The sequence below is a fragment of the Natronosalvus sp. KLKA75 genome, from assembly GCF_059736265.1.
Genome location: NZ_CM185522.1, coordinates 971,486 through 993,315 on the forward strand (window position 1 = coordinate 971,486; position 21,830 = coordinate 993,315).

General features: G+C 65.3%; 19 protein-coding genes. 9 read left to right on the top strand and 10 right to left on the bottom strand.

The window, feature by feature from the left end:
- Positions 1 to 35 precede the first annotated feature (35 nt).
- The 4 genes from AC6I65_RS04690 (at position 36) to AC6I65_RS04705 (ending at position 4,848) form a co-directional block, all read left to right on the top strand.
- Complete coding sequence (locus AC6I65_RS04690) at positions 36 to 980, top strand: ArsR/SmtB family transcription factor (RefSeq protein WP_497902897.1); 945 nt, start codon at positions 36 to 38, stop codon at positions 978 to 980.
- A 208-nt stretch (positions 981 to 1,188) separates the two neighbouring features.
- Positions 1,189 to 2,109 (top strand): ABC transporter ATP-binding protein, encoded by a 921-nt coding sequence (locus AC6I65_RS04695; RefSeq protein ID WP_497902898.1) that lies wholly within the window; start codon positions 1,189 to 1,191, stop codon positions 2,107 to 2,109.
- Positions 2,106 to 2,957 (top strand): ABC transporter permease subunit, encoded by an 852-nt coding sequence (locus tag AC6I65_RS04700; protein WP_497902899.1) that lies wholly within the window; start codon positions 2,106 to 2,108, stop codon positions 2,955 to 2,957. Before AC6I65_RS04695 ends, AC6I65_RS04700 begins: the two co-directional genes overlap by 4 nt.
- 109 nt (positions 2,958 to 3,066) lie before the next feature.
- Entirely contained in the window at positions 3,067 to 4,848 is a 1,782-nt protein-coding gene (locus AC6I65_RS04705) for a PAS domain S-box protein (RefSeq protein ID WP_497902900.1), read from the top strand.
- 93 nt (positions 4,849 to 4,941) lie between these two features.
- Here AC6I65_RS04705 and mutS read toward each other — a convergent pair whose 3' ends face one another.
- On the bottom strand, positions 4,942 to 7,617 hold the full coding sequence (gene mutS / locus AC6I65_RS04710; RefSeq protein ID WP_497902901.1) for a DNA mismatch repair protein MutS: 2,676 nt from the start codon (positions 7,615 to 7,617) through the stop codon (positions 4,942 to 4,944).
- A 541-nt stretch (positions 7,618 to 8,158) separates the two neighbouring features.
- On the opposite strand from mutS, the gene thrS reads away from it, so the two are divergent.
- Positions 8,159 to 10,117, top strand: a complete 1,959-nt coding sequence (gene thrS / locus AC6I65_RS04715) for a threonine--tRNA ligase (RefSeq protein WP_497902902.1) — start codon at positions 8,159 to 8,161, stop codon at positions 10,115 to 10,117.
- Positions 10,118 to 10,189: 72 nt separating this feature from the next.
- On the opposite strand, the gene AC6I65_RS04720 is transcribed toward thrS, so the two are convergent.
- Entirely contained in the window at positions 10,190 to 10,816 is a 627-nt protein-coding gene (locus tag AC6I65_RS04720; RefSeq protein WP_497902903.1) for a methyltransferase family protein, read from the bottom strand.
- Between the two features lie 89 nt (positions 10,817 to 10,905).
- Here AC6I65_RS04720 and AC6I65_RS04725 point away from each other — a divergent pair, with 89 nt between their 5' ends.
- Together AC6I65_RS04725 and AC6I65_RS04730 are read left to right on the top strand one after the other, a co-directional pair.
- On the top strand, positions 10,906 to 11,577 hold the full coding sequence (locus tag AC6I65_RS04725; protein ID WP_497902904.1) for a helix-turn-helix domain-containing protein: 672 nt from the start codon (positions 10,906 to 10,908) through the stop codon (positions 11,575 to 11,577).
- Between the two features lie 99 nt (positions 11,578 to 11,676).
- Positions 11,677 to 12,387 (top strand): phosphoribosyltransferase family protein, encoded by a 711-nt coding sequence (locus AC6I65_RS04730; protein ID WP_254159958.1) that lies wholly within the window; start codon positions 11,677 to 11,679, stop codon positions 12,385 to 12,387.
- Positions 12,388 to 12,528: 141 nt separating this feature from the next.
- Here AC6I65_RS04730 and cdd read toward each other — a convergent pair whose 3' ends face one another.
- Entirely contained in the window at positions 12,529 to 12,921 is a 393-nt protein-coding gene (cdd, locus tag AC6I65_RS04735) for a cytidine deaminase (protein ID WP_497902905.1), read from the bottom strand.
- A 126-nt stretch (positions 12,922 to 13,047) separates the two neighbouring features.
- Here cdd and AC6I65_RS04740 point away from each other — a divergent pair, with 126 nt between their 5' ends.
- A complete protein-coding gene (locus tag AC6I65_RS04740; RefSeq protein WP_497902906.1) occupies positions 13,048 to 13,395 on the top strand; it encodes a winged helix-turn-helix domain-containing protein in 348 nt (115 codons plus the stop codon).
- Between the two features lie 48 nt (positions 13,396 to 13,443).
- On the opposite strand, the gene AC6I65_RS04745 is transcribed toward AC6I65_RS04740, so the two are convergent.
- Entirely contained in the window at positions 13,444 to 14,829 is a 1,386-nt protein-coding gene (locus tag AC6I65_RS04745; protein ID WP_497902907.1) for a phosphohexomutase domain-containing protein, read from the bottom strand.
- Positions 14,830 to 14,982: 153 nt separating this feature from the next.
- On the opposite strand from AC6I65_RS04745, the gene AC6I65_RS04750 reads away from it, so the two are divergent.
- Complete coding sequence (locus AC6I65_RS04750) at positions 14,983 to 15,189, top strand: DUF2196 domain-containing protein (protein ID WP_497902908.1); 207 nt, start codon at positions 14,983 to 14,985, stop codon at positions 15,187 to 15,189.
- 67 nt (positions 15,190 to 15,256) lie between these two features.
- Here the strand turns inward: AC6I65_RS04750 and AC6I65_RS04755 are convergent, their stop codons facing one another.
- From AC6I65_RS04755 to AC6I65_RS04780, 6 genes are all read right to left on the bottom strand, one after another.
- Complete coding sequence (locus AC6I65_RS04755; protein WP_497902909.1) at positions 15,257 to 15,433, bottom strand: DUF8066 domain-containing protein; 177 nt, start codon at positions 15,431 to 15,433, stop codon at positions 15,257 to 15,259.
- 138 nt (positions 15,434 to 15,571) lie between these two features.
- Positions 15,572 to 16,543 carry a phosphotransferase enzyme family protein gene (locus tag AC6I65_RS04760; RefSeq protein ID WP_497902910.1) on the bottom strand — a complete coding sequence of 324 codons (972 nt, stop codon included), beginning with the start codon at positions 16,541 to 16,543 and terminating at the stop codon, positions 15,572 to 15,574.
- Between the two features lie 183 nt (positions 16,544 to 16,726).
- A complete protein-coding gene (locus AC6I65_RS04765) occupies positions 16,727 to 17,359 on the bottom strand; it encodes a phosphoribosyltransferase (protein WP_497902911.1) in 633 nt (210 codons plus the stop codon).
- A gap of 29 nt (positions 17,360 to 17,388) precedes the next feature.
- Positions 17,389 to 18,624, bottom strand: a complete 1,236-nt coding sequence (locus AC6I65_RS04770; RefSeq protein WP_497902912.1) for an ABC transporter permease — start codon at positions 18,622 to 18,624, stop codon at positions 17,389 to 17,391.
- Positions 18,621 to 19,376 (bottom strand): ABC transporter ATP-binding protein, encoded by a 756-nt coding sequence (locus AC6I65_RS04775; RefSeq protein ID WP_497902913.1) that lies wholly within the window; start codon positions 19,374 to 19,376, stop codon positions 18,621 to 18,623. Before AC6I65_RS04775 ends, AC6I65_RS04770 begins: the two co-directional genes overlap by 4 nt.
- A 120-nt stretch (positions 19,377 to 19,496) precedes the next feature.
- Entirely contained in the window at positions 19,497 to 21,572 is a 2,076-nt protein-coding gene (locus AC6I65_RS04780; RefSeq protein WP_497902914.1) for a right-handed parallel beta-helix repeat-containing protein, read from the bottom strand.
- Positions 21,573 to 21,830: the final 258 nt, after the last annotated feature.

Sequence of the window (21,830 nt, forward strand, 5' to 3'; positions counted from 1 at the left end):
ATCGTTCACGTTCCGTACGAATGCTTGTATAGGTGGTGACCACCAACGATATCGCCATGCATTCGACCGACGACGAGGGTCATATCGATCCGGCGGTCAGTGACGCCATTGACGCACTCGCGAACGACCGCCGCCTCGAGATCCTGTTCGCGCTGGCCGACCGCGAGTGGGAGGTGCAGGAGAACGGGCACGTCATGTCGTTTACCGACCTGTACGACGCGGTCGACGTTGACAGCACGTCCCAGTTCTCCTACCACCTCAAGCACCTCGTCGGCCGATTCGTCGCCGAAATGGACGGTGGGTACCAACTCACGTACGCCGGCGATAAGATCGTTCGCGCCGTTCGGTCGGGCCTGTACGAGGCGACGTTGACGTTCGAGGCCGTCGACGTCGACGGCGTGTGCCCGTTCTGTCGAGAAGCCGCGCTCGTCGCGGACTCACTCGAGGAGCGGTTCGTCGTCCGGTGTACGGCGTGTGACTCGATGCTCCTGGCCGATGCCTTTCCGCGCAGTCAGGCGGCACACCGATCGCCGTCCGAAATCGCCGAGAGTTTCGGCTGCGGCATCTGGAGTACGGCCGTCGCGGTCGACGGTGGCGTCTGCCCAGAGTGTAACGGCGTTGTCGACGCCTCCGTCGACTCCCACGAGCGCGTCGGTCTGGTCGTGCACACGGTCGACCACACCTGTCGCGAGTGTCGCACGATGATCCACCTGCCGATAGAGGTGTTCGTCGCGCTCCACCCCGCAACCGCAGCGTTCCTCCACCGACACGGCATCTCGATTCTCGAGACGCCACTCTGGGAACTGTTCGGACACTTCACGTCCAAGAACTGGACGACCGATGTCCGATCGGCGTCGCCACTCGAGGCCCGATTCGAACTCTCGTGTGGTGACGAGACGCTCGTCCTCGAGATGGGCGACGACCTCGAGGTTACCCCGGTTGCGGATACCCCGGAGATTAGTCCGGAATCGAACAAATAAGTAAAAATTGATTCGAACACGAGGATCGAAAATGCACCACAACGTTGGTGAAACCTGCGTCACGCTTGCTCAAACGTATTTGAGTAGCATCGTTGTCAATATGTAAGAACTATAACAATACTTTTCACGTCTCGAGCGAAGGCGTACGTGATGAGCGCTATTACACACGATCGCGACCGGCGACTACCCTTCGGCGGAGGGCGCTAGCGTGGCCGCAATCGAACTCGACGGACTGACGAAACGCTTCGGCGACGTCCTGGCCGTCGACGACTTCGACCTGACGGTCGAGGAGGGCGAAATCTTCGGCTTCCTGGGCCCGAACGGAGCCGGCAAGTCGACGACAATCGACATCCTGCTCGACTTCACGCGACCAACCGACGGCACCGCAACGGTACTCGGTTACGACGCGCAGAAGGAGAGCCTCGCCGTCCGCCAGCGGACCGGCGTCTTGCCCGACGGCTACCACGTCTACGACCGCCTAACGGGCCGCCGGCACCTCGAGTTCGTCGTCGAGTTGAAGGCGGTCGACGAGGACGTCGACGCCTTGCTCGAGCGCGTGGGGCTCGCCGAGGCGGCCGACCGCAAGGCAGGCGGCTACTCGAAGGGAATGCGCCAGCGACTCGTGCTCGCCATGGCGCTCGTCGGTGATCCCGATCTGTTGATCCTCGACGAACCCTCCACCGGCCTCGACCCCAACGGTGCCAGGGAGATGCGCGAGATCATTCGCCGGGAGAACGAACGCGGGACGACGATCTTCTTCTCGAGTCACATCATGGAGCAGGTTGAAGCGATCTGCGACCGCGTCGCTATCATCAACCGCGGCCGACTGGTCGCAGTCGACACTGTGGAGGGGTTGCGCGACGCGACCGAGACGTCGACGACCCTGTCGATTTCGGTCTCGAACGTCGACGACGCGCTTCTCGAGACTGTCGCTGGGCTCGAGGGTGTCACCGACGTCGCGCTCAAGGAGGGGCGACTCCGGGTGGTTCTGTCCGGCGGGTCGAAGTTCGACGTGTTGAACACGCTCGACGACGCCGGCGCAGACGTCGGAGACTTCTCCGTCGACGAATCCTCGCTCGAGGATCTGTTCGTGCGGTACACGACCGAAGATCAGGAGGTGCGAGCATGAACACGAGGTGGGCTGCCGTCGCAAGGAAGGACTTCCAGGACGCCGTGCAGTCGCGGGCGCTGTGGGCCCTGCTCGCCGCGTTCGTGCTGTTCTCGTTGCTCACGACGTACGCCTACGTCGAACTCCCCGAGGCGTTCGGGGCGGCCGGCGACGTTTCGTTCGGCGGACTGGTGTTCTTCCTGGCGGGGATCTCCAGCCTGTTCGTCGCGCTGGCGGCGATCGTCGTCTGTTACAAGTCCGTCGCCGGGGAGCGCGAACTGGGCAGTATCAAACTCCTGCTCGCGCTTCCGGTCACCCGGCGAGACGTGTTCCTCGGCAAGGTGATCGGCCGGGCCGCCGTAATCGCGGCCACGCTCGGCGTTGGATTGCTCATCGGCCTCGGATTCGGCTCCGTGTTGCTCGGAACGGTCGAGCTCGTCCCGCTGGTGACGTTCGTGCTCGCCGCGGTGGTCTTCGCCGGCGTCTACGCGGCGATCGTCGTCGGCCTCTCGGCGACCACGTCGTCGACGTCGCGGGCGACGACGCTCGCGCTCGGCTTCTTCGTCGTGTTCGAACTGGCCTGGGACGTGGTGCCGCTCGCGCTCGTCTACGTCGCGAACGGCTTCTCGCTCCCCCAGCAGATGCCCGACTGGATGTTCATCGCGACTCAGATACCGCCCTCTGCGGCGTACTTCTCGGCGCTCGTCGCACTGCTACCGGGGGTCGCCGACGAGGCCAACGCCCAGACCCAGGCCGCCGGCTTCGATGTGGCCTACGCGACGCCGACGGTCGGGTTCGCCGTGCTCGCGTTCTGGGTAGTCGTTCCGCTGGCGATCGGTTACTACCGATTCGACGGAACGGACCTCTGATCGGGCCCGGATCCGGTCGTCCGGCCCACACCTCGAGCCGAGTTGACTCGCCGCTCGCTCCACTCGTTCGGCCCTTGCACCTATATCCTCGTAGTTTGTGTCTTCTGCTATGAACGATTCGTCAGAGCTGATTTCGGTTCTTCACGTCGACGACGACCCGCACTTTGCCGATCTAGCGTCGACGTTTCTGGAACGAACCGACCCGCAGCTCGACGTCGTTTCCGCGTCGAACCCACCGGACGGACTCCAGTTGCTCGCGGAGTCGCGAATCGATTGCGTGGTCTCCGACTACGACATGCCCCACACGAACGGAATCGAATTCCTCGAGCGGCTCCGACGCGACCACCCGGAGCTTCCCTTCATCCTCTACACGGGGAAGGGGAGCGAGGAGATCGCCAGCGACGCCATTTCCGCCGGTGTCACGGACTACCTGCAAAAAGAGCGCGGAACGAGTCAGTACGCCGTGCTGGCGAACCGCATTCGAAACGCCGTCGAACAATCTCGCGCGAAGCGAGCGACCAGGGAATCTCAGACGAAACTCACACAAATCGCGGCGAAAGCCGACGACGTCCTCTACATGTTTTCCGCAGACTGGACCGACCTCCTCTTCGTCAATTCCGCCTACGAGGACCTCTGGGGGGACTCGATCGAGGCGCTGGAGGCCGACCCGAAACGATTTCTCGAGCGGATTCACCCCGACGACCGAGATCGCGTTCGGGAGGTGATGCAGACCGTCTCCGAGGGGCGTTCCGAAACGATCGAGTACCGGGTTGTGGTCGACGGTGAACGACGCTGGGTTCGAGCCGACAGCAAACCCATCCTCGATTCGACCGGCGAACCCGATCGAATCGTCGGATTTGTTCGAAACATTACGGCACAGAAACGCCGCGAAGACCAGCTTCGCTCGAGTCGGGCGCGACTCGAAGCGCTGTTCGAGAACTCACCAGACATGATCGCGGTCCACGACGCCGAAGGCAGGATCCGTGACGTGAACGACCGATTCGCCGAAGCGCTGGGATACGCGGCGGCCGACCTCGTCGGCCTGCCAGTCTGGGAGATCGACACGACTGTCGAACCCGATCAGGCCCGGGCCTTCTGGTCGGGATTGCCGACGAACGACCCCCGTCGGTTCGAGGCGGAACTCCAGCGCCGAGACGGGACGACGTTTCCCGTCGAAGTCCACTTGATCCGACTGGATCTGGATGGAAAAGACCGATTCGTCGCGATGGATCGGGACATCTCGGATCAGAAGATCAGAGAGCGCGAACTGCTCCGGCAGAACGAACGATTGGACCGGTTCGCCAGCGTCGTCTCACACGACCTCCGCAACCCGTTACAGGTAGCCCAGGGGCGACTCGAGTTGCTCGGGGCGGACTGTGAGAGCGACCACCTGGCCGATCTGGACGCTGCACTCGAGCGCATGAACGCCCTGGTCGACGATTTACTCACACTCGCTCACGAGGGCGGCGCGGCCGTTGATCTCGAAGCAGTCGACCTGACCGATCTCGCCGAGGCCTGCTGGGCTACGGTGCGGACAGAGGCCGCGATACTCGACGCCGACTCGGCGCCTGCGGTACGCGCGAACCGACAGCAGCTTCGACAGCTCCTCGAAAACCTCTTCCGTAACGCGGTCGAGCACGGCGGCGATGCGGTTACCGTGACGGTTGGCGGGCTCGAGAACGGGTTCTACGTCGCGGACGACGGCCGTGGGATCCCTGACGGTGAACGAGAGAGTGTTTTCGAGTCGGGGTACTCGACGTCAACGGAGGGGACCGGGTACGGTCTGTCGATCGTCGACCGAATTGCCGACCTGCACGAGTGGGAGCGACGAGTCGTTGAATCGTCGGCCGGTGGCGTTCGTATCGACGTTTCGAACGTCGAGACGTGCTAGAGCGATCGAGGGCTCGAGTCGTATCGGACCGTCACCTGAGACTACTGAACCGGCCGAACACACGAGGCGTACTACCCTCGTGTCGGCCCGTGCTCACTCCTCGTTCTCGAGCCGTCGTTTCCACTCCTGGACCGTTGCCATCAGCTCGACGGGTGGCGTACTGTTCACGTCGAGCGATTCGAGGTCCTCGAGGACGGCCGCGGCGTCGGGGTCGGTTGCTGGCTCCGCGTCTGCGGTCGGCTCCGGGTCGCCGCCGTCAGCGTTCGCCGGTCCCCGAAAACTCCCGCTCGAGACGTCGAACACCGTCTGAACGGGCTCGCTCGAGCCCCCGCCCTTCGCTTCGATGGCCTTCTCCTCGCGCAGGCGCTCGAGGACGTCGCGGGCGCGGTCGACGACGGGAGCGGGAACGCCCGCGAGGTCCGCGACGTGAATCCCGTAGGAGCGATCGGTCGGGCCGTCGCGAACGGTTCGCAGGAAAGTCACGTCGCCGTCGCGCTCGTCGGCCGCGACGTGGACGTTCGCCACGCGGGGCAGGTGGTCGGCCAGCCCGGTCAGTTCGTGGTAGTGGGTCGCGAAGAGCGTCTTCGCCCGAATCTCGTTGTGGAGGTACTCGGTGGCCGCCCAAGCGATGGAGATGCCGTCGTAGGTGGCGGTTCCCCGCCCCACTTCGTCCAGGATGACGAGCGACTCATCGGTTGCGGCGTGCAGGATGTTCGAGAGTTCGCTCATCTCGACCATGAACGTCGAGCGCCCCTGGGCTAACTCGTCGAGGGCGCCGACACGGGTGAAGATGCCGTCGACCAGACCGATCTCGGCCTCTCGGGCAGGGACGAAACTGCCGATCTGAGCCAATAGGACGATGCAGGCGACCTGGCGCATGTACGTCGACTTCCCGGACATGTTGGGGCCGGTCACCACCAGAAAGCCGCGGTCGGAGTCCATCGCGACGTCGTTCGGAACGAACTCGGTCGTCTGCTCGACGACGGGGTGGCGACCCTGGGTGATCTCGAGGTCCTGCCCCCGGTGGAGCACGGGACGAACCCAGCCGTTCTCGGCGGCGTGACTCGCCAGGCTCGAGAGCGCGTCGACCGTCGCGAGCGTGCGTCCGACGTCCTGGAGGAGGGCTGCTCGCTCCGCGACGTCTTGGCGAAGCTGCTGGAACAGCTCGTACTCGAGGTCGCCGCGCTGTTCCTCGATCCTGAGGATTTCGCGTTCTTTGTCCTCGAGTTCGTCGGTCGTGAACCGTTTGGAGTTCTTGAGCTGTTTGATCTCCTCGTAGTGGTCGGGCACGCCGTCGGCCGCCGACCGCCCGACCTGAATGTAGTAGCCGTCGGTCTTGTTCCGGTCGACGGTGACGTGGCTGAGCCCGTGCTGGCGCTTCTCGCGGTCGGCCAGCGTGTCGAGCCACTGCTCGAGTTCGTCGTAGCGCTCGATAAGATCGTCGAGGTCGTCGTCGTAGCCCTTCTTCAACAACTCGCCCTGGCGCACCGTCGACGGCGGGTCCTCGGCCAGCGCGTCCGCCAGCGTCTCGCGGAGGTCGGCGGCCCGTTCGCGATCGACTCGATTCACGACGGTCGACAGCGGCGAGTCGGCCAGGTCGGGCGTCGACTCGACGACTTCGACCACCCGGGGAACCAGCGCGAGGGTGTCCCGCACCGCGAGCAGGTCCCGCGCGTCTGCGCTCCCGTGAGTCGCCCGCGAGGCCAGGCGCTCGAGGTCGTAGGCCCCCCCGAGCACGTCCTGGAGTTCGTCGCGGGCGAGCGCGGCGGTGGCGAGGGCGCCGACGCTCGCCTGTCGCTCCTCGAGCACCTCGAGCGAGCGTCGGGGGCGCTGGAGCCACTCCTTGAGCAACCGCCCCCCGGCACTGGTCTTCGTGTGGTCGATAGTCGAGAACAGGGAGCCGTCGCGGTCCCCGTGCATGGTCTCGGTCAGCTCGAGGTTGCGCTGGGTGGTCACGTCGAGGGTGACGTGGTCGTCCCCGCGGTGGGTCTGGAGGCGGGTCATCGACGCGAGCACGCCCGCGCCGGTCTCTTCGACGTAGGCGAGGATGGCGCCCGCAGCGGCGAGCGCGGATTCGGGGAGGTCGAGTCGGTCGACGGTCTCGGCCCCGAAGTGGTCGCGCACCCGGTGGGCCGCCCGTTTCGGGGCGAACGCCTCCGTCTCGTGGAGGGTGAGGCGGGCCTCGAGTCGGTCGCGGAGCTGTGCGAGGAAGTCGTCGTCGGTCCGCACGTCGGGGCCGGGCAGGACCTCGACGGGGGCGAAGCGATAGAGTTCGGTCATCGCCTCGTCGACGTCCTCGGCACCGGCGACGAGGAATCGGCCCGTCGTGACGTCTGCGAAGGCGAGGCCGTACGCGGTTCGGCTTTCGGCGCTGGAACTCGAGTCCGAGCCCTGGTCCGCGACCACCGCCGCGAGGTACTGCGCGTCGGCGTCACTCGTCTCCACGAACGTCCCCGGCGTCACCACGCGAACGATTTCGCGGGCGTGGCCGTCGTCAGTCTCGTACTGGTCGGCGACGGCGACGCGGTAACCGCGCTCGACGAGCGCCTTGAGGTACGGGGTGAGGTCGGCCAGCGGGACGCCCGCCATCGGGTACGACTGGCCCTGGGATGATTTGGAGGTCACCTTGAGCTCGAGTTCCTCGCCGACGAGTTCGGCGTCGTCGCCGAAGAACTCGTAGAAGTCGCCACACTGCATCGCCAGCACGTCCGCGTCGGTGTCGGCTTTCAGAGAGAGAAACTCGCCGACGATCCCCGTCGCCTCGGTCATACTGGCTCGAGCGTGTTCCGACGAGTAAAGTCCTCCGGGTTGGGGAAGGGCTCGAGAGCGGGCGGTCGAACGAGAGGCAGGCGAATCGTTAGACTCTCGGCTCGAGTCGTCCGAGACTCGCTCCGCCGTCGAAATCTCAAACTCCAAAAGATATAGTATTGGTCTCGCAGTGGAGGTCGACCCCCGCGCACGATGTCTTTCGATGGGCGCCTCGGTCCCAATCCCTGCCGACCCTGCCGATAACAACCAGTGGCAGCGTTCGCGTCGGAACCGCTCGAGCGATCCACACACCATCAAAACGTTTTTATTCCACTCGGCGATATCCAGAGGTACGATGGTAGGTGTCTACTTTACAGGGCCGTCCGCCCGTTTCTAATTCCCACCTACCGCTCGTTGTGTCGACACGAACGTCCCAGCGAGCGGCGCACACGACGCCCAGCGGTACGAGTACGGACGCGACGATGCGAATCCGCGTACCGTTTCCCCGAAGACACCGTCCGAACGCATCCACTCGATAGCGACACCCACATACAGATCCACCATGGCAAACTCAGAATCCGAATCCGAATCCGCACAGTCACCGATCAGCGTCGTCCTCCCCGACGGCTCCGAACTCGAGGTCTCCCCCGACGCCACCGTCGAGGACTGCGCCTACGAGATCGGGCCTGGCCTCGGCCGCGACACGGTCGCCGGCAAACTCGACGGCGAACTCGTCGCCAAGGAGGCCCCCGTCTACGACGAGGCGCGACTCGAGATTGTCACTGACCAGTCCGACGAGTACCTCGACGTCCTCCGTCACTCCGCGGCCCACTGTCTGGCCCAGGCTGTCGAGCGCCACTTCGACGACGTGAAACTCGCCATCGGCCCGCCAACGGAGGAGGGCTTCTACTACGACTTCGACGACCTCGAGGTCGACGAGAGCGACTTCTCGGCACTCGAGGCCGAGATCGAGGACATCATCGAGGCCGACTACGACATCGAGCGCGAGGAAGTCTCGGTCGCGGAGGCCGAGGACCGACTGGCCGACGAATCGTACAAACTCGAGTTGCTCGACGAATTGGCCGAAGAGGGCGAACAGGTTACCTTCTACAGCCAGGGCGAGTGGGAGGACCTCTGTGCCGGCCCGCACCTCGAGTCGACGGGCGAGATCGGCGTCGTCAAACTGCTCGAGATCGCGGGCGCCTACTGGCGCGGCAACGAGGAGAACCCGATGCAGACCCGGATCTACGGGACGGCCTTCGAGGACGAGTCCGATCTAGAGGACTACCTCGAGCGCCGTGAGGAGGCCAAAGAGCGCGATCACCGCAAAATCGGCAACGAGATGGACCTGTTCTCGATCCAGGACGTGACGGGTCCCGGGCTTCCCCTCTATCACCCGCCGGGGAAGACGATCCTGCGGGAACTCGAGGGCTTCGTCGAGGACCTGAACGAAGACGCGGGCTACGACTACGTCGAGACGCCCCACGTGTTCAAGACGGACCTCTGGCACAAGTCCGGCCACTACGAGAACTACGAGGACGACATGTTCATCTTCGACGTGGGCGACGACGAGTTCGGCCTGAAGCCGATGAACTGTCCTGGCCACGCCGCCATCTTCCAGGACCACTCCTGGAGTTACCGCGACCTGCCGATCCGGTACGCCGAGAACGGCAAAGTGTATCGGAAAGAACAGCGCGGCGAACTCTCCGGCCTCTCGCGAGTCTGGGCGTTCACGATCGACGACGGCCACCTGTTCGTCCGCCCCGATCAGATCGAGCGCGAGGTCGAGCAAATCATGGACGTCATCGACGAGGTACTCTCGACGTTCGACCTCGAGTACGAGGTCGCGCTCGCGACGCGCCCAGAGAAGAGCGTGGGGAGCGACGAGATCTGGGATAAAGCGGAGGCCCAACTCGAGTCCGTCCTCGAGAAACGAAACGTGGACTACGACCTCGAGGCCGGCGACGGCGCGTTCTACGGCCCGAAGATCGACTACGCCTTTGAGGACGCCATCGGTCGCCACTGGGACGGCCCGACGGTCCAACTGGACTTCAACATGCCCGATCGCTTCGACCTCGACTACGTCGGCGAGGACAACGAGGCCCACGAGCCGGTCATGATCCACCGGGCGCTCTACGGCAGTTACGAGCGCTTCTTCATGATGCTCATCGAGCACTACGAAGGGAACTTCCCGTTCTGGCTCGCTCCCGAGCAGGTGCGCGTCCTGCCCATCTCCGACGACAACCTCGGCTACGCCCACCGCGTCGCCAACGAGTTCGGCGACTTCCGCACGGAGGTCGACCACCGGGACAGCACCCTCGAGCGCAAGATCCGTGCGGCTCACGACGACCGCGTCCCCTACCAGATCATCGTCGGTGACAACGAGGAAGAAGCTGGGAACATCTCGGTCCGTGACCGCTTCGAGGACCAGGAGTACGACGTCGAAATCGACGAATTCCGGGCGCACCTCGAGGCCGAGCGCGACGAGAAACGGTCGGCGCCGGACTTTCTCGCGGAGTAGGTCTCCGACGGGTCGCCCCGCATCTTCTCGGGTCTCGATGCGCCTCGAGTCCGATCAGGTCGCCGAATTTGATCAGGTCACTGAATCCGAGTTGCTTCGGTCGCTCGAGAGCCGCCGAAACGTTCGAACGCCGACGAAGCGTGGCGTCGAGGCGGCGTACCGCTCGTAGGCCTCGCCGTACTGCTCGCGGAGCCACGGCTCCTCGGCCAGCGGCAGGAGGAGCCACCAGCAGACGTACAGGGCGCAGAGCGCCGACACGAGCGCGGAGTTCGCCAGCAGCGCGAATCCGACCGTAGCGACGAGGTAGGCGACGTACTGCGGGTTCCTCGAGTAGCGGTACCAGCCGCCGGTTCGCAACTCGCCCGTCAGGCCAACGGTCTCCTCGCTTCCCAGATCGCGTCCTGCGGCGAGTGCGGCGACGAAGCTGGGGACGAAGAGCACGAGGCCGGCGACGAGCGTCGGCGTTCGCGGGAGGCCCAGGCTGTTCCAATCGAGGACGGCTACCGCGAGCAGAAATACGGAAAACGTCTGCGCGAGCGTCCACTGGGCGTAAAACCGCCAGTCGCGCTCGCCGGGCGGCCAGTAGTCGGCGCGACCGGCGATCGTCGCGAGCACACCGACGAAATTGAGCGACAACGCGCTCGCGGCGACGACGAACGCGAGTCGTTCCGGTGCGTCGAGCGGAATCCAATCGACCATGGTCGTCGGTTGCGCCGCGGGTTCGATCGGCGTTATCACGAATTGACTAGTGTATTTATACCTATCTGGCCGCTCGAGACGAACCAGCCGTGAAGACACTCTCCGTGGCACTCTCCCAGCCCGACTGGATGCTCCACCCGATGCAGCGATTCATCAGGGACGGCGACGCCGTTCGCTACGAGGAACTCCAGGCCTGGAACGTCGACGCTCGCCAGGACGGCCTCGAGTACGAACTCTTCTACGTCGAGGCCGACCGCGAGCCCTACGAGGAGGCGCTCGAGTCCACGGAATCGATCCGGTGGTGCGATCTGACGCCGATCGACGACGACTCGTTTTACCTCTACGTCTGCCAGGAGACGCGCGAGGAGGACGTCCGCTGGCGCGAGGCGTTCGCCGCGCTCGACCTCGTCGTGGTCCCGCCGATCACCTACGACGAATCTGCGGATTTCGGAATGACCGTCGTCGGCACGGGCGAGAACTTGCAGGCGATGCTCGAGGGTCTACCCGAGTCCATCGACGTCACCGTTCGCTCGATCGGCGAGTATGACCGTCGCTACGCCCCCATCGCGGACGCGCTCACCGACCGCCAGCTCGAGGCCGTCGCCGCGGGCGTCGACGTCGGTTACTTCGAGGTGCCCCGCGAGGCCGGCATCGCGGCCGTCGCCAGGGAACTGGGCTGTGCCTCGAGCACGGCGTCGCGCCTGCTCCAGCGAGCCCAGGCCCGCCTCGCGCGGCGGCTGGTGGCCCGGTATCACCGGTAGCCGGATCGCGCCCTCGAGGCCGATTTACCCACGCATGTGGTGGTCTCTCGCGAACATACCGATCGAAATATACATACTTGTGGAATCGTGCTTACACGCATGAACCGAGCCGAAAAAGCCGCGCTCCAGCTGCGAGCGGTCGACGTGTTGCGAATGCTCAAGGAAACCCGGACGTACGACGAACTCGCCGAAGCGACCGGCCTGCCGGCGGGCGACCTCAACCGTTACGTCAACGGACACGTACTCCCCGGTACCGAACGCGCCCGCGAGGTGGTCGAGGAGGTCGGTCGCGAGGCGCTGGCGGCCGAACTCGAGGCCCGCATCCAGGTCGACTCGGAAGGGTACGTCGACAACTCCGGGGCCGTCTTCGACCAGCCGTTTCTCGACCTCGCCGCGCCCGTCGTGGCCGACGCCTTCGACTTCGAGCGCCCCGACGTCGTGCTGACGGCCGCCACCGACGGCATCACGCTGGCCGCCTCGCTCGCCAGCTACTACGGAACCCGCTGTGCGTACGCGAAGAAACGCAAGGAGACTGCCGTCGAGGACTTCTTCGAGGCTCGCGAACGCCTCGAGTCGGGCATCGAACTCACCTACTACCTGCCCGCGGCCGCGATCGACCCGGACGACTCCGTCCTGGTCGTCGACGACCTGATCCGGTCCGGCGAGACCCAGGAACTGCTCCTGGACATCGTGGAAACGGCGGGGGCGGAGGTCGCCGGGGTCTTCGCGCTCATCGCTGCTGGAAGCGACGGCATCGAGCGTGCTGAGGGTCGCACGGAGGCGCCGGTCGGGTCGTTGACGACGGTTTGAGGTTGGTTTTCGCTCTCGTCGTCTCTATCTCCTCCACTCTCGCTCTCGTCTCCCCGCTCTCACCCTCTCTCTCTCTTTGCCCTCCTTTCGCTCTCAATCTTGCTTCCCCCTCACTCGACCCACGCTTTCACCTCACTCGCCTCACTCGAGCATCTCTTCGGTGATCGTGTTCGGCAGGAGCTCCCCGAGGGTGTACTCACTGGGCGGGTCGTCGTCGCCCTCGTCACAGTAGACGACGAGGTCGTCGTCAGCGAACTCCGCAAGCGTCTGGCGGCACATCCCACAGGGGGTGACGCCGTCGCGACGACCCGAACTGACGGCGAGTCGGGCAAAGTCGCGATGGCCGTTCTTGACGGCTTCAGCGATGGCGACCTCCTCGGCGTGGAGGCTGTTGCTGTAGTTCGCGTTCTCGAGGTTACAACCGACGAAGACCTCGCCGTCGACCGTCTCGAGCGCCGCGCCGACGGGGTACTTGGAGTAGGGAACGTGGGCTCGAGATTGGACGTCGCGGGCGGCCTCGATGAGTGAATCCATAGCTGTGGCCCACGATTCGGCGGGGAGGTATCAAAGCGTTTCGTCGGGATACGAACGCCTGCCAGCGTTTCCCACCGAGTGGGAGCCACTGGCGGGAGGTATGTGATCACAGGGTGACGATTACGTATGAGCCAGGTAGTATCCGACGGACATCCGTGCGGTATCAGCGACAGGGAGGGTGGCTGCAATCCCGAGCGTATCGTCTCCCTCCTCTCCGAGGACACCGCTCGCGAGCTGTATCGCTACGCGGACGGTCCGACGATCGTCAGCGAGTTCGCTGAGGCGCTCGAGCTACCGCTCAACACGACCTATCGAACCGTCTCCCGACTCGAGGACGCCGGACTGTTGCGCTCGGTGAGTCGGACCGACCCAGCGAAGTACGTCCGCGCGGCCGACCACGTCTCAGTGAGCTACGACGACCCGATCAGGATCACGTGCGTGCGTGGTGGATTGTCGCTGTACTGCGATCTGTAGACTCGGTCGCCAGCGTCTTTTTCCTGTACCGGACGCCCCACGGCCGGGTTACCGGTGGTCGGCCACCGCCGACTCGATTACCTCACGCGCGTCCGAGACGAGCGCGTCGACGTCGTCGCTCTCGGCGTACAGGCGGACGTAGGGTTCAGTGCCGCTCGGGCGGACAAGCAGCCACGAGGCGTCGGGAAACTCGAGGCGGACCCCGTAGTCAGTGTCGACTGCCGCCTCGTCGAACGCCGCCGGCAGCGTCGACTCGAGGGTCGCCATCGCGGGGCCTTTCGCGGACTCCGGGCAATCGACCGAGACCTTGCGGTAGGGTCGTTCGGTGACGGGGTCGCGCAGGGCCTCGAGCGACCCGGCCTCGAGGGTGAGCGCGCCGACGACGGCCGCGCTTGTGACGCCGTCGATCCAGCCGCCGGAGGCGGTGTGGATGTGTTTCCAGGGTTCGGCGGCGAAGACGACTTCGGTGTCCCCCGCGGTACCGTCTCCGGCAGCCGCTGCCTCGACCCGGGCAATTCCCTCGTGGAGCGAGCCCAGTCGAACTCGCTCGACGCGGCCGCCGGCCTCACGAACGCGCTCGTCGATTCTGGCGGAGGCGTTGGGCGTCGTGACGACGACCGGGTCGTCTGCGTCGCTCGTTTCGGCGTAGTGGGCGGCGACGACCGCCAGGATCGTGTCCTCGTGGACGACCTCGCCGTCGCCGTTCAGGACGACGAGTCGGTCGGCGTCCCCGTCGTGGGCGAGCCCCAGGTGGAACGAGCCCTCGGCCAGGAACGCCGAAAAGTCCGTCAGCGTCTCCGCGGTGGGCTTGCTCTCCCGGGCGGGGAAGTGGCCGTCGACGGTCGCGTTGATCGCCACCACGTCGGCGCCGAGGATATCGAGCACCTGCGGGGTCGCCAGCGCGCCGACGCCGTTGCCGCAGTCGACGGCGACCGACAGACCCGCGAGCGGGCGGTCGTCCTCGGCGGGGAACCGCTCTCGGACGTAGTCCACCACGGCTCGCCGGTACCCCTCGAGGACGTCGCCGCGTCGCGGTTTCCCCCACTCGTCCCACGGGGCGAGGTCGGGCGTTTCGACGACCGATTCGATCGCCTTCTCGGCCTCGCGGTCGTACTCGACGCCGTCGACGAACAGTTTGATCCCGTTGTCGGCGGGCGGGTTGTGACTCGCCGTGATCATGACGCCGCGACGCCCCTGTGAGGCGAACGCGAGCGCGGGCGTCGGCACCTGGCCGACGCGTTCGACGTTCGATCCGGCGCTCTCGAGGCCGGCCTCGAGCGCGGCAGCCAGTGCGGGGCCGGTCTCCCGGCCGTCCCGACCGACGACGAAGGATTCGCCCGGCGAGCCAGCGGCCTGGCCGACCGCGAGCGCGAGCGACGGCGTCACCGTGTCGGCGACGGGGCCGCGAATACCGGCGGTTCCAAAGAGGGTCATGCGGGTGTGTTGCTCGAGGAGGTACTTAGCGACACCGTCTCGAGGAGTTTCGTCGGCTGGCGTCGATACCGTTACGAACCCCGCCGTCCTCTCCTCTCCTTCGGCGCGACTGCAGGCATCACGCTTTTTGACGTCACCGATGGACCCTCGAGCATGTCCAACGAACGCCCGCAGGCGACCGAGCTCAGACAGGGAATGACCGTCCGGATCGTGCAGGGAGACCAGGACGTCCAGTCGACCGACCAGGAGCCGATCGTCGGCGAGATCGGCACCGTCATCGGCGACGACCCGGATGGACCAGAAGTCGAGCTAAAGAACGGGGCCGTAGGACACGTCCTCGAGGTCGTGGCCGACACGTAGAATTGACGACCCCATCGAAACCAGGCTTTCGGGCACCAACGACGGACCGTTCGTCGAGCCGTCGGTATCAGAGGGACAGTTCCTCGATTGCCCGCACGAATCTCCACAGGAGGTATACGAGGAAGACCGCTACCGTGTAGCCGAACCAGAGCAGTATCTCCTGTGACCACAGTACCGAGGCCGCCATCACAGCAAAAAGTATCAAGCCGAGTAACGCTATTTCGTACGTATTCTGTCTCCCCATCGTTCCCTCAACTATTCATTTGGAACACTAATAATTTCCTATATAAACCTGGTTTCATGACGTTACTCCCACCGCCGTTTCGCTAGCCGTTCGACAGCCGGAGTGGATTCACTGGGCCCTCGGGAGTCGACGGTCCGTTCACGCCCAGGCACGCTCGAGTTCCGCGAGCGTCGCTTCGATCTCGTTCTCGAGAAACGTCGCCATGTCGTGGGTTTCGTCGTCGATACCTCGCTGGGTGTGCAACGAATCGAGGTGCGAGACGGCGACGAAGGCGCGGTACGCTGGCGCTCGAGCCTCGAACCCGCTCGAGAGAGGGCGTACCGACTCGTATCCGTCCCGAAAGACGGCTTCCGCGTCCTCGGGCGTCTCCCACCGGGGACCGTGAAAAAGCGGGATCGCGGCTCGCCAGTAGTCCCACTCGCCGTCGCCGACGAGGGCGTGTTCGAAGTCGATGACGCACGACGGGTCGCCGGCGCGGACGGAGACGTGTTCGGGGGTGAACCAGCCGTGGAGCAGCGACGACTGTCGACGATCAGCGTCGTTGAACCGCAGCGAGTGACGCGCGAGGAACGCTCGCGCGTCGTCGACGACCGTTGCGTACCCCGTACCCGAGACGGCGTCTTCGTACACCGCGAGCAGGTCGTCGAGCGCGTCGCTCCACGTTGCGTCGACCGGGGAATCGACTGCGAGATCGGCGTCCGGCCCCGTCGGGTCCCCGTCGACCGTCAGGAGTCCCGGTCGGTCGAACGTCGCCGCCTCGCGGAGTCGCGCGAGGGTTCGGCCGGCGGCCCGAAGCCACTCGGGCTCGAGTCGACACGTCGCCGGGGGATCCGCGGGAGCGTCGTCCCGGTAGGCGGCCACGAATCCACCGGCTCCGACGGCGAGAACCGTCGGAACGGGAACGTCGGTTTCACGGCTTACGTGCCGGAGCACGCGACCCTCGACCGCGGCGTTCGCGCGGGGGCCGCGATCGACTTTCACCACCGCTCGCCGGCCGTCGACGCTGACCTCGTAGACGGCGTGCGGTGGAACGGCGTGGATGACGTCGAGCACCCGGTACGTCGCTGCGGTCGACTCGAGCAGATCGTGGCCGTGCTGCGGGAGTTCCATCTGTGGGACTTCCTCGTTTCCGTACGGAAGAAGGGCTGACGATACCGTTCACTGTTTCCGCAAGACCTGTCCGTATTTACGTGGTATTCGGGAGCGAGCGATTAGCTCTCCTCGGTCTCGAAACGATCGATTCTCGTGCGGTATCTCGTTTTTCGTCCGTCGACTCGAGTGACGGCTGGGTCGCTACCGATCCAGATACGCCATCGCCTCCTCGTCGCTCACCTGGTTGAACCGGCGGTAGAACTGACCGACCGCGCGAAAGCCTGCCGGCGTCTGGAGTGCGACGACCGCGTCGGCTTCGTCTTCGAGGTTGGAAATCGAATCCGGCGAGCCGACGGGAACAGCGAGGGTGACGTGGGCCGCACCCGCCTCACGTACTTGGCGCAGACAGGCGATGGCCGTCGCCCCCGTTGCGACCCCGTCGTCGACCACGACGACGCGCTTTCCCTCGAGGTCGGGAAGCGTTCCTGCCTCGCCCTCGTCGCGGTAGCGAGCCGCCTTCGTCGCCGCGTTTTCGGCTTCCTGCTCGCGCACGTCCTCGAGATAGTCCTCGGAGACCGAGAGGTGCTCGACGAGCGAGTCGTTGAGCCAGACCGCGCCGTCGCTCGCGACGGCCCCGATGGCGAGTTCGGGGTTCGACGGCGCTCCCATCTTTCGCGCGACGACGACGTCGAGTTCGGCTTCGAGCGCGTCGGCTACCGGTCGGGCGATGGGAAGGGCTCCACGCGGAATGCCGAGGACGACGTCGGCCTCGACGCCCCGTCGTTCGAGTTCGGTGGCGACCTGGTTCCCGGCGTCGGCTCTGTCCGCGAACATGGATACCGGTACGGGCTCGAGTGACTTGGTTATTCGCGGCGGAGCGCCTCGATCGGATCGACCCTGGCCGCCCGCCAGGCGGGGTAGAGCCCGGACAGCACGCCGACGCCAACGCCGACTGCGACCGCGATGGCAATCCACTCGAGCGGGTACACCATCGGCCACCCGAGAACCGAGACGGCCAGGTAGCCGACTCCGACGCCGAGGGCGACGCCGAAGACCGCGCCGACGGCGCCGAGAATCACCGACTCGACGAGGAACAGCTGGACGATATCCCGTTTTCGGGCACCGACAGCCTTCATGATCCCGATCTCGCGGGTTCGTTCGGTCACGCTGACGATCATGATGTTGGCGATGCCAATCGAGCCGACGACCAGCGAGATGGCGGCAATGCCGCCGATGAAGACCGTGAGCTGGTCGATGATGCCGGTCACCTGATCGATCGCGTCCTGGATCGTCTGCACCTCGATCCGGTCGCCGTCGTTCTTGAGTTCTCGTGCGTCCGAGTCGCTCTCGAAGTACTCGACGACGTCGTCCTGGACGGAGTCGACGGTCTCGAGCCCGCTCGCCTGGACCTCGAGCGTCGGATAGGCCCGCTCCATCGTTCCGCGGGGCGTCTCGACCGTGACGTTGTAGTGGGACTCGAGGGGCAGGTAGACTGCGGGCTGAACGGGTTGCCCCGTGAGGTCCTCATCGACGACGCCGACGACAGTGACGGTGGTCCGCGAGCCGTCCTCGAGGGCAACGGTGAGCTCATCTCCGACCGTCACGTTCTCCTCGAACAGTTGCGCGGCACCGGTGTTGACGACGGCCTCGTCGCCCCCGGTGAAAGTCTCGCCCTCGGTGAGCGTGTACAGGTCGTCGTCCTCGAATCGCTCCCCGCTGGTCGCGATGGCCGTGAAACCGCCGGTGACGCGGTCGTCCCCGCGGGTTAACTGGACGGCCGAGAGGTCCCCGAGCGGCGCGACGTAGGCGACGTCGTCCATGGACTCGATGGTCTCGACGTCGGTTTCGGTGTAGATCGGCGAGTCGACGATCATGATGCCGGTGCCCGCCTCCGGCGAGGTCTGGGTCTGGACCTGCATGATTGGCGCGTTCTCCTCGCCGACGTCGCCGAGGATGTCGTCGGTGAACGCGCCCCCGAGGATCATGAACGTGATGACCGAGGCGATGCCGATGATGACGCCGAGGGTGGTCAGCGTCGAGCGAAGTTTGTGCCCGGCTATCGACCGCCAACTGATGCGGAAGCTCTCCCGGAGGTTCATCGATCTCCCTCCGCGCCATCGGTGCCGGACGGCTGGCCATCGAGGTGCTCGATCTCGTCGATTCGGCCGTCGACGAGGTGGACGATCCGGTCGGCGTGTTCAGCGACCGATCGCTCGTGGGTCACCATGAGAATCGTCCGGCCGGCCTCGTTGAGGGCGTGAAAGAGGGCCATGATCTCGGCCCCCGTCTCGGTGTCGAGGTTTCCAGTCGGCTCGTCCGCGAGGACGAGCGCGGGTTCGTTCGCGAGCGCGCGGGCGATGGCGACCCGCTGGCGCTGGCCGCCCGATAACTCGTTTGGCGCGTGGTCGAGTCGATCGCCGAGGTCGACCCGCTCGAGCAGCGAGCGCGCCCAATCTCGCCGGCTCTCGTCGACGGCGTCGTGAAACACCATCGGGAGGGTGACGTTCTCGGCAGCGGTCAGCCGGGGCATGAGATTGAACGTCTGGAAGACGAACCCGATTTCGGTGCCTCGAAGTCGTGCGCGCTCGGTTCCGGCGAGCTCCGCGACGGACGTTCCGTCGATTTCGACGGTTCCCTCGTCCGGCGTGTCCAGGCAACCGAGCAGGTTCATCAGCGTACTCTTCCCCGACCCGCTCGGCCCCATGACGGCCGTGAACGACCCCTCGGGGAGCGCGAGGGAGACGCCGTCGAGGGCGTGGACGGGTTCGCCCAGATGGTACGTCCGACGTACGTCGGTCGCGGCGACGACCGGACCGGAGTCCTGATCGACGGGCGCTTCGGGCATAGACATGCGCCCAGGTTGTCATCTACGACGTATTATACTATTGATCTGTCTCCGTAGAATTAGAACGGCCCTCGTTTCGTTCGATCCGCATCGCGTCGTGAGGTACCGCCGAATCGCCGAACTGGTTTACTGGTCCCGAGCGTTGTAGACGACGTCGACCTCGGCGTCGCCGAGTAGCGTGAAGTCCTCGAGGTCGCCGTCGAACCAGTAGGCGTCGAGCCAGTTGCCGACGGCGCCGCGGACGGTACGGTCCTCGAGCAGGTCGCCCTCGTCGACCGAGGCGTTTCGATAGTCGGCCTTGCGAACGCACCCGTCCACCTGGAGGGAGTACGTCGACGGACCATCGGCGTTCGTCCCGTCAACGACGAACACGTGGGGGAGGAGTTCGTCGTCGCCGGTCTCGTCGGGATCGACCGTCTCGTCGTTGAATCGAACCGCCGCCGCACCGTCGGTGAAGGTCACGTCGGTGAGTGCGCCGGAGAACCGGTATCGCTGGGTGCCGTCGAGGATCGAACTCTGGACGGTCGTCCCCGAGCGGACCGTTACCTCGTCGTCGTCGTTGCCTTCGTACGCGATCGTTCCCTCGACCGTGACCTCGTAGCTCGCGGGTTCGCCGGTGCCCTCGATCTCGAGGACGTTCGGCAGGTCCTCGCCGTACTCGCCGGGGTCGACTTCCTCGCCGTTGAGGGAAACGGCACCGGGGCCGTCGACGGTCAGCTGCTCGAGGTCGCCGTCGAAGCGGAACGCGTCCTTCCAGTTCGCGACGGTTCCGTGGACGTGACCGTCCGTAATTGCGTCGGCGTCGTCGATCGTCGCCCCCTCGTAATTCGACGGGACGACCTCGCCGTCGACGACGAACTCGTAGCGGGTGACGTCCGCGTCCGCGCCCTCGACGAGGAGCACGTTCTCGAGACTGTCGTCGAACTCGCTGGGATCGATCTCGACGCCGTTGACGCGAACCGCGGCGTCCCCGTCGAGCTGGAGGCTCTCGAGTTCGCCGTCGAAGCGGTAGGCGTCGAGGTAGTTCGCGACGACGCCCTCGGCGCTCGATCCGTCGACCGTCGATTCCTCGTCGATCGTCGCCCCCTCGTCCGTGGACGACTCGAGGTCGCCGGTCACGGTGAACGCGTAGTCGGTGGTCGCCGTGGACGCGTCGCGACCGTCGAAGACGATGACGTTGGGGAGGTCCGCCGGCTCCGCCGAGTCGCGCTGGTCGGTCGCGCGTTCGATCCGACTCTCACCGCTGTTCGCGTTTCCCGACGCGGCCGCCTCCGCGCTAGTGGGACAGCCCTCGGGGACGACGTCTTCGGGCGACGTGCCGTTGCCCGACTCGAGGTCGATCGAGCCTCCTGCTCGTCTGAAGCCCCCGCTGTAGCCGGTGTCGTACTGCGTGTTCACCATCCGAACGGTGGAGGAGCCGCCGTTGGCGCCGACGACGACGGAGTAGTGACGGCCGTTCATCGCGAGGTTGCAGTCTTCCACGACGACGTCGCCGGGTGCCCAGGCCCAGATGCCGCGGCCGTCTTTGTGCGCGCCCGTGTTCACGGCCGTGCAGTTCGTGACCGTCCCCTCGCCGAGTCGGAAGTGCGATACCCAGGAGTCCCGGGAGTAACAGTTCGAGATGTCGACCGTTCCGCCGGCGCCGTTGTATCCCGGCGCGGAGCAGTAAAACGAGTTGTCGCCCATCTCCGAAATGTTGACCCGATCGATCTCGATGTGGCCGCTGTGCTGGGGGGCGACCCACAGACCGACGCCGTGGCGGTGGCCGTCCGTCGCGCCGTCGCCCAGGTAGACGTTCTCGATTCTGGAGGTGCCACCCTGACGATCGGAGACGCCGAAGGCGGCGTTCTCGCTCGTGACGCGGCCCTCGATCCCTACGTTTCGGATCGTCCAGTTCGTGCCGTGGGCGGCGATAGTGACCGTTGCCCCGTCGGCGGTGACGTCGACGAGCGTGTTCTCGAGCGTCTCGTTCGACTCGACACGGATTACTTCACGTTGTCCTGCGGGGACCGTGACCACGTCGTAGTCGGCCGCCGCAGCGTTGCCGGTGGCGGCGGCGAGTGCCGGACCCGCCACCGCGCTCGCGGACGCGAGCTTGAGGTAGCTTCGTCGATCGAGTAACGTGGTATTACCGTCTCGCGGGACGTTCCCGTCGTGTCCCGCAGCCGAATCGTCGTCCAGTACCGAAGAGTCGCGTGCCATGCGTTCGGGTAATGCGAGGATACTGGTTTAAATCTTCCGTAGATAGAATCGATTGAATTTACAGAGAATAACAGGAATCGGAACGTACCCTTTCGAAAGCAAGAACGATTACTCACAATAGTTTATACGATCGACGGCGCAACGGACGGTAGTAATTGTATTTTACTGCTCGAGACGCGTCTTGACGGCCGAACGAGGCGATAGACTGGCTGCCGTGACCTTCGCCCACCGATGAACGAGTGAGCGCCGCCTCGAGTG

Coding starts and splice junctions, on each gene's coding strand:
- AC6I65_RS04700 (WP_497902899.1), top strand. CDS start 2,106: ATGAACACGAGGTGGGCTGCCGTCGCAAGGAAGGACTTCCAGGACGCC.
- AC6I65_RS04705 (WP_497902900.1), top strand. CDS start 3,067: ATGAACGATTCGTCAGAGCTGATTTCGGTTCTTCACGTCGACGACGAC.
- mutS (WP_497902901.1), bottom strand. CDS start 7,617: ATGACCGAGGCGACGGGGATCGTCGGCGAGTTTCTCTCTCTGAAAGCC.
- thrS (WP_497902902.1), top strand. CDS start 8,159: ATGGCAAACTCAGAATCCGAATCCGAATCCGCACAGTCACCGATCAGC.
- AC6I65_RS04720 (WP_497902903.1), bottom strand. CDS start 10,816: ATGGTCGATTGGATTCCGCTCGACGCACCGGAACGACTCGCGTTCGTC.
- AC6I65_RS04730 (WP_254159958.1), top strand. CDS start 11,677: ATGAACCGAGCCGAAAAAGCCGCGCTCCAGCTGCGAGCGGTCGACGTG.
- cdd (WP_497902905.1), bottom strand. CDS start 12,921: ATGGATTCACTCATCGAGGCCGCCCGCGACGTCCAATCTCGAGCCCAC.
- AC6I65_RS04740 (WP_497902906.1), top strand. CDS start 13,048: ATGAGCCAGGTAGTATCCGACGGACATCCGTGCGGTATCAGCGACAGG.
- AC6I65_RS04745 (WP_497902907.1), bottom strand. CDS start 14,829: ATGACCCTCTTTGGAACCGCCGGTATTCGCGGCCCCGTCGCCGACACG.
- AC6I65_RS04750 (WP_497902908.1), top strand. CDS start 14,983: ATGTCCAACGAACGCCCGCAGGCGACCGAGCTCAGACAGGGAATGACC.
- AC6I65_RS04755 (WP_497902909.1), bottom strand. CDS start 15,433: ATGGGGAGACAGAATACGTACGAAATAGCGTTACTCGGCTTGATACTT.
- AC6I65_RS04760 (WP_497902910.1), bottom strand. CDS start 16,543: ATGGAACTCCCGCAGCACGGCCACGATCTGCTCGAGTCGACCGCAGCG.
- AC6I65_RS04765 (WP_497902911.1), bottom strand. CDS start 17,359: ATGTTCGCGGACAGAGCCGACGCCGGGAACCAGGTCGCCACCGAACTC.
- AC6I65_RS04770 (WP_497902912.1), bottom strand. CDS start 18,624: ATGAACCTCCGGGAGAGCTTCCGCATCAGTTGGCGGTCGATAGCCGGG.
- AC6I65_RS04775 (WP_497902913.1), bottom strand. CDS start 19,376: ATGTCTATGCCCGAAGCGCCCGTCGATCAGGACTCCGGTCCGGTCGTC.
- AC6I65_RS04780 (WP_497902914.1), bottom strand. CDS start 21,572: ATGGCACGCGACTCTTCGGTACTGGACGACGATTCGGCTGCGGGACAC.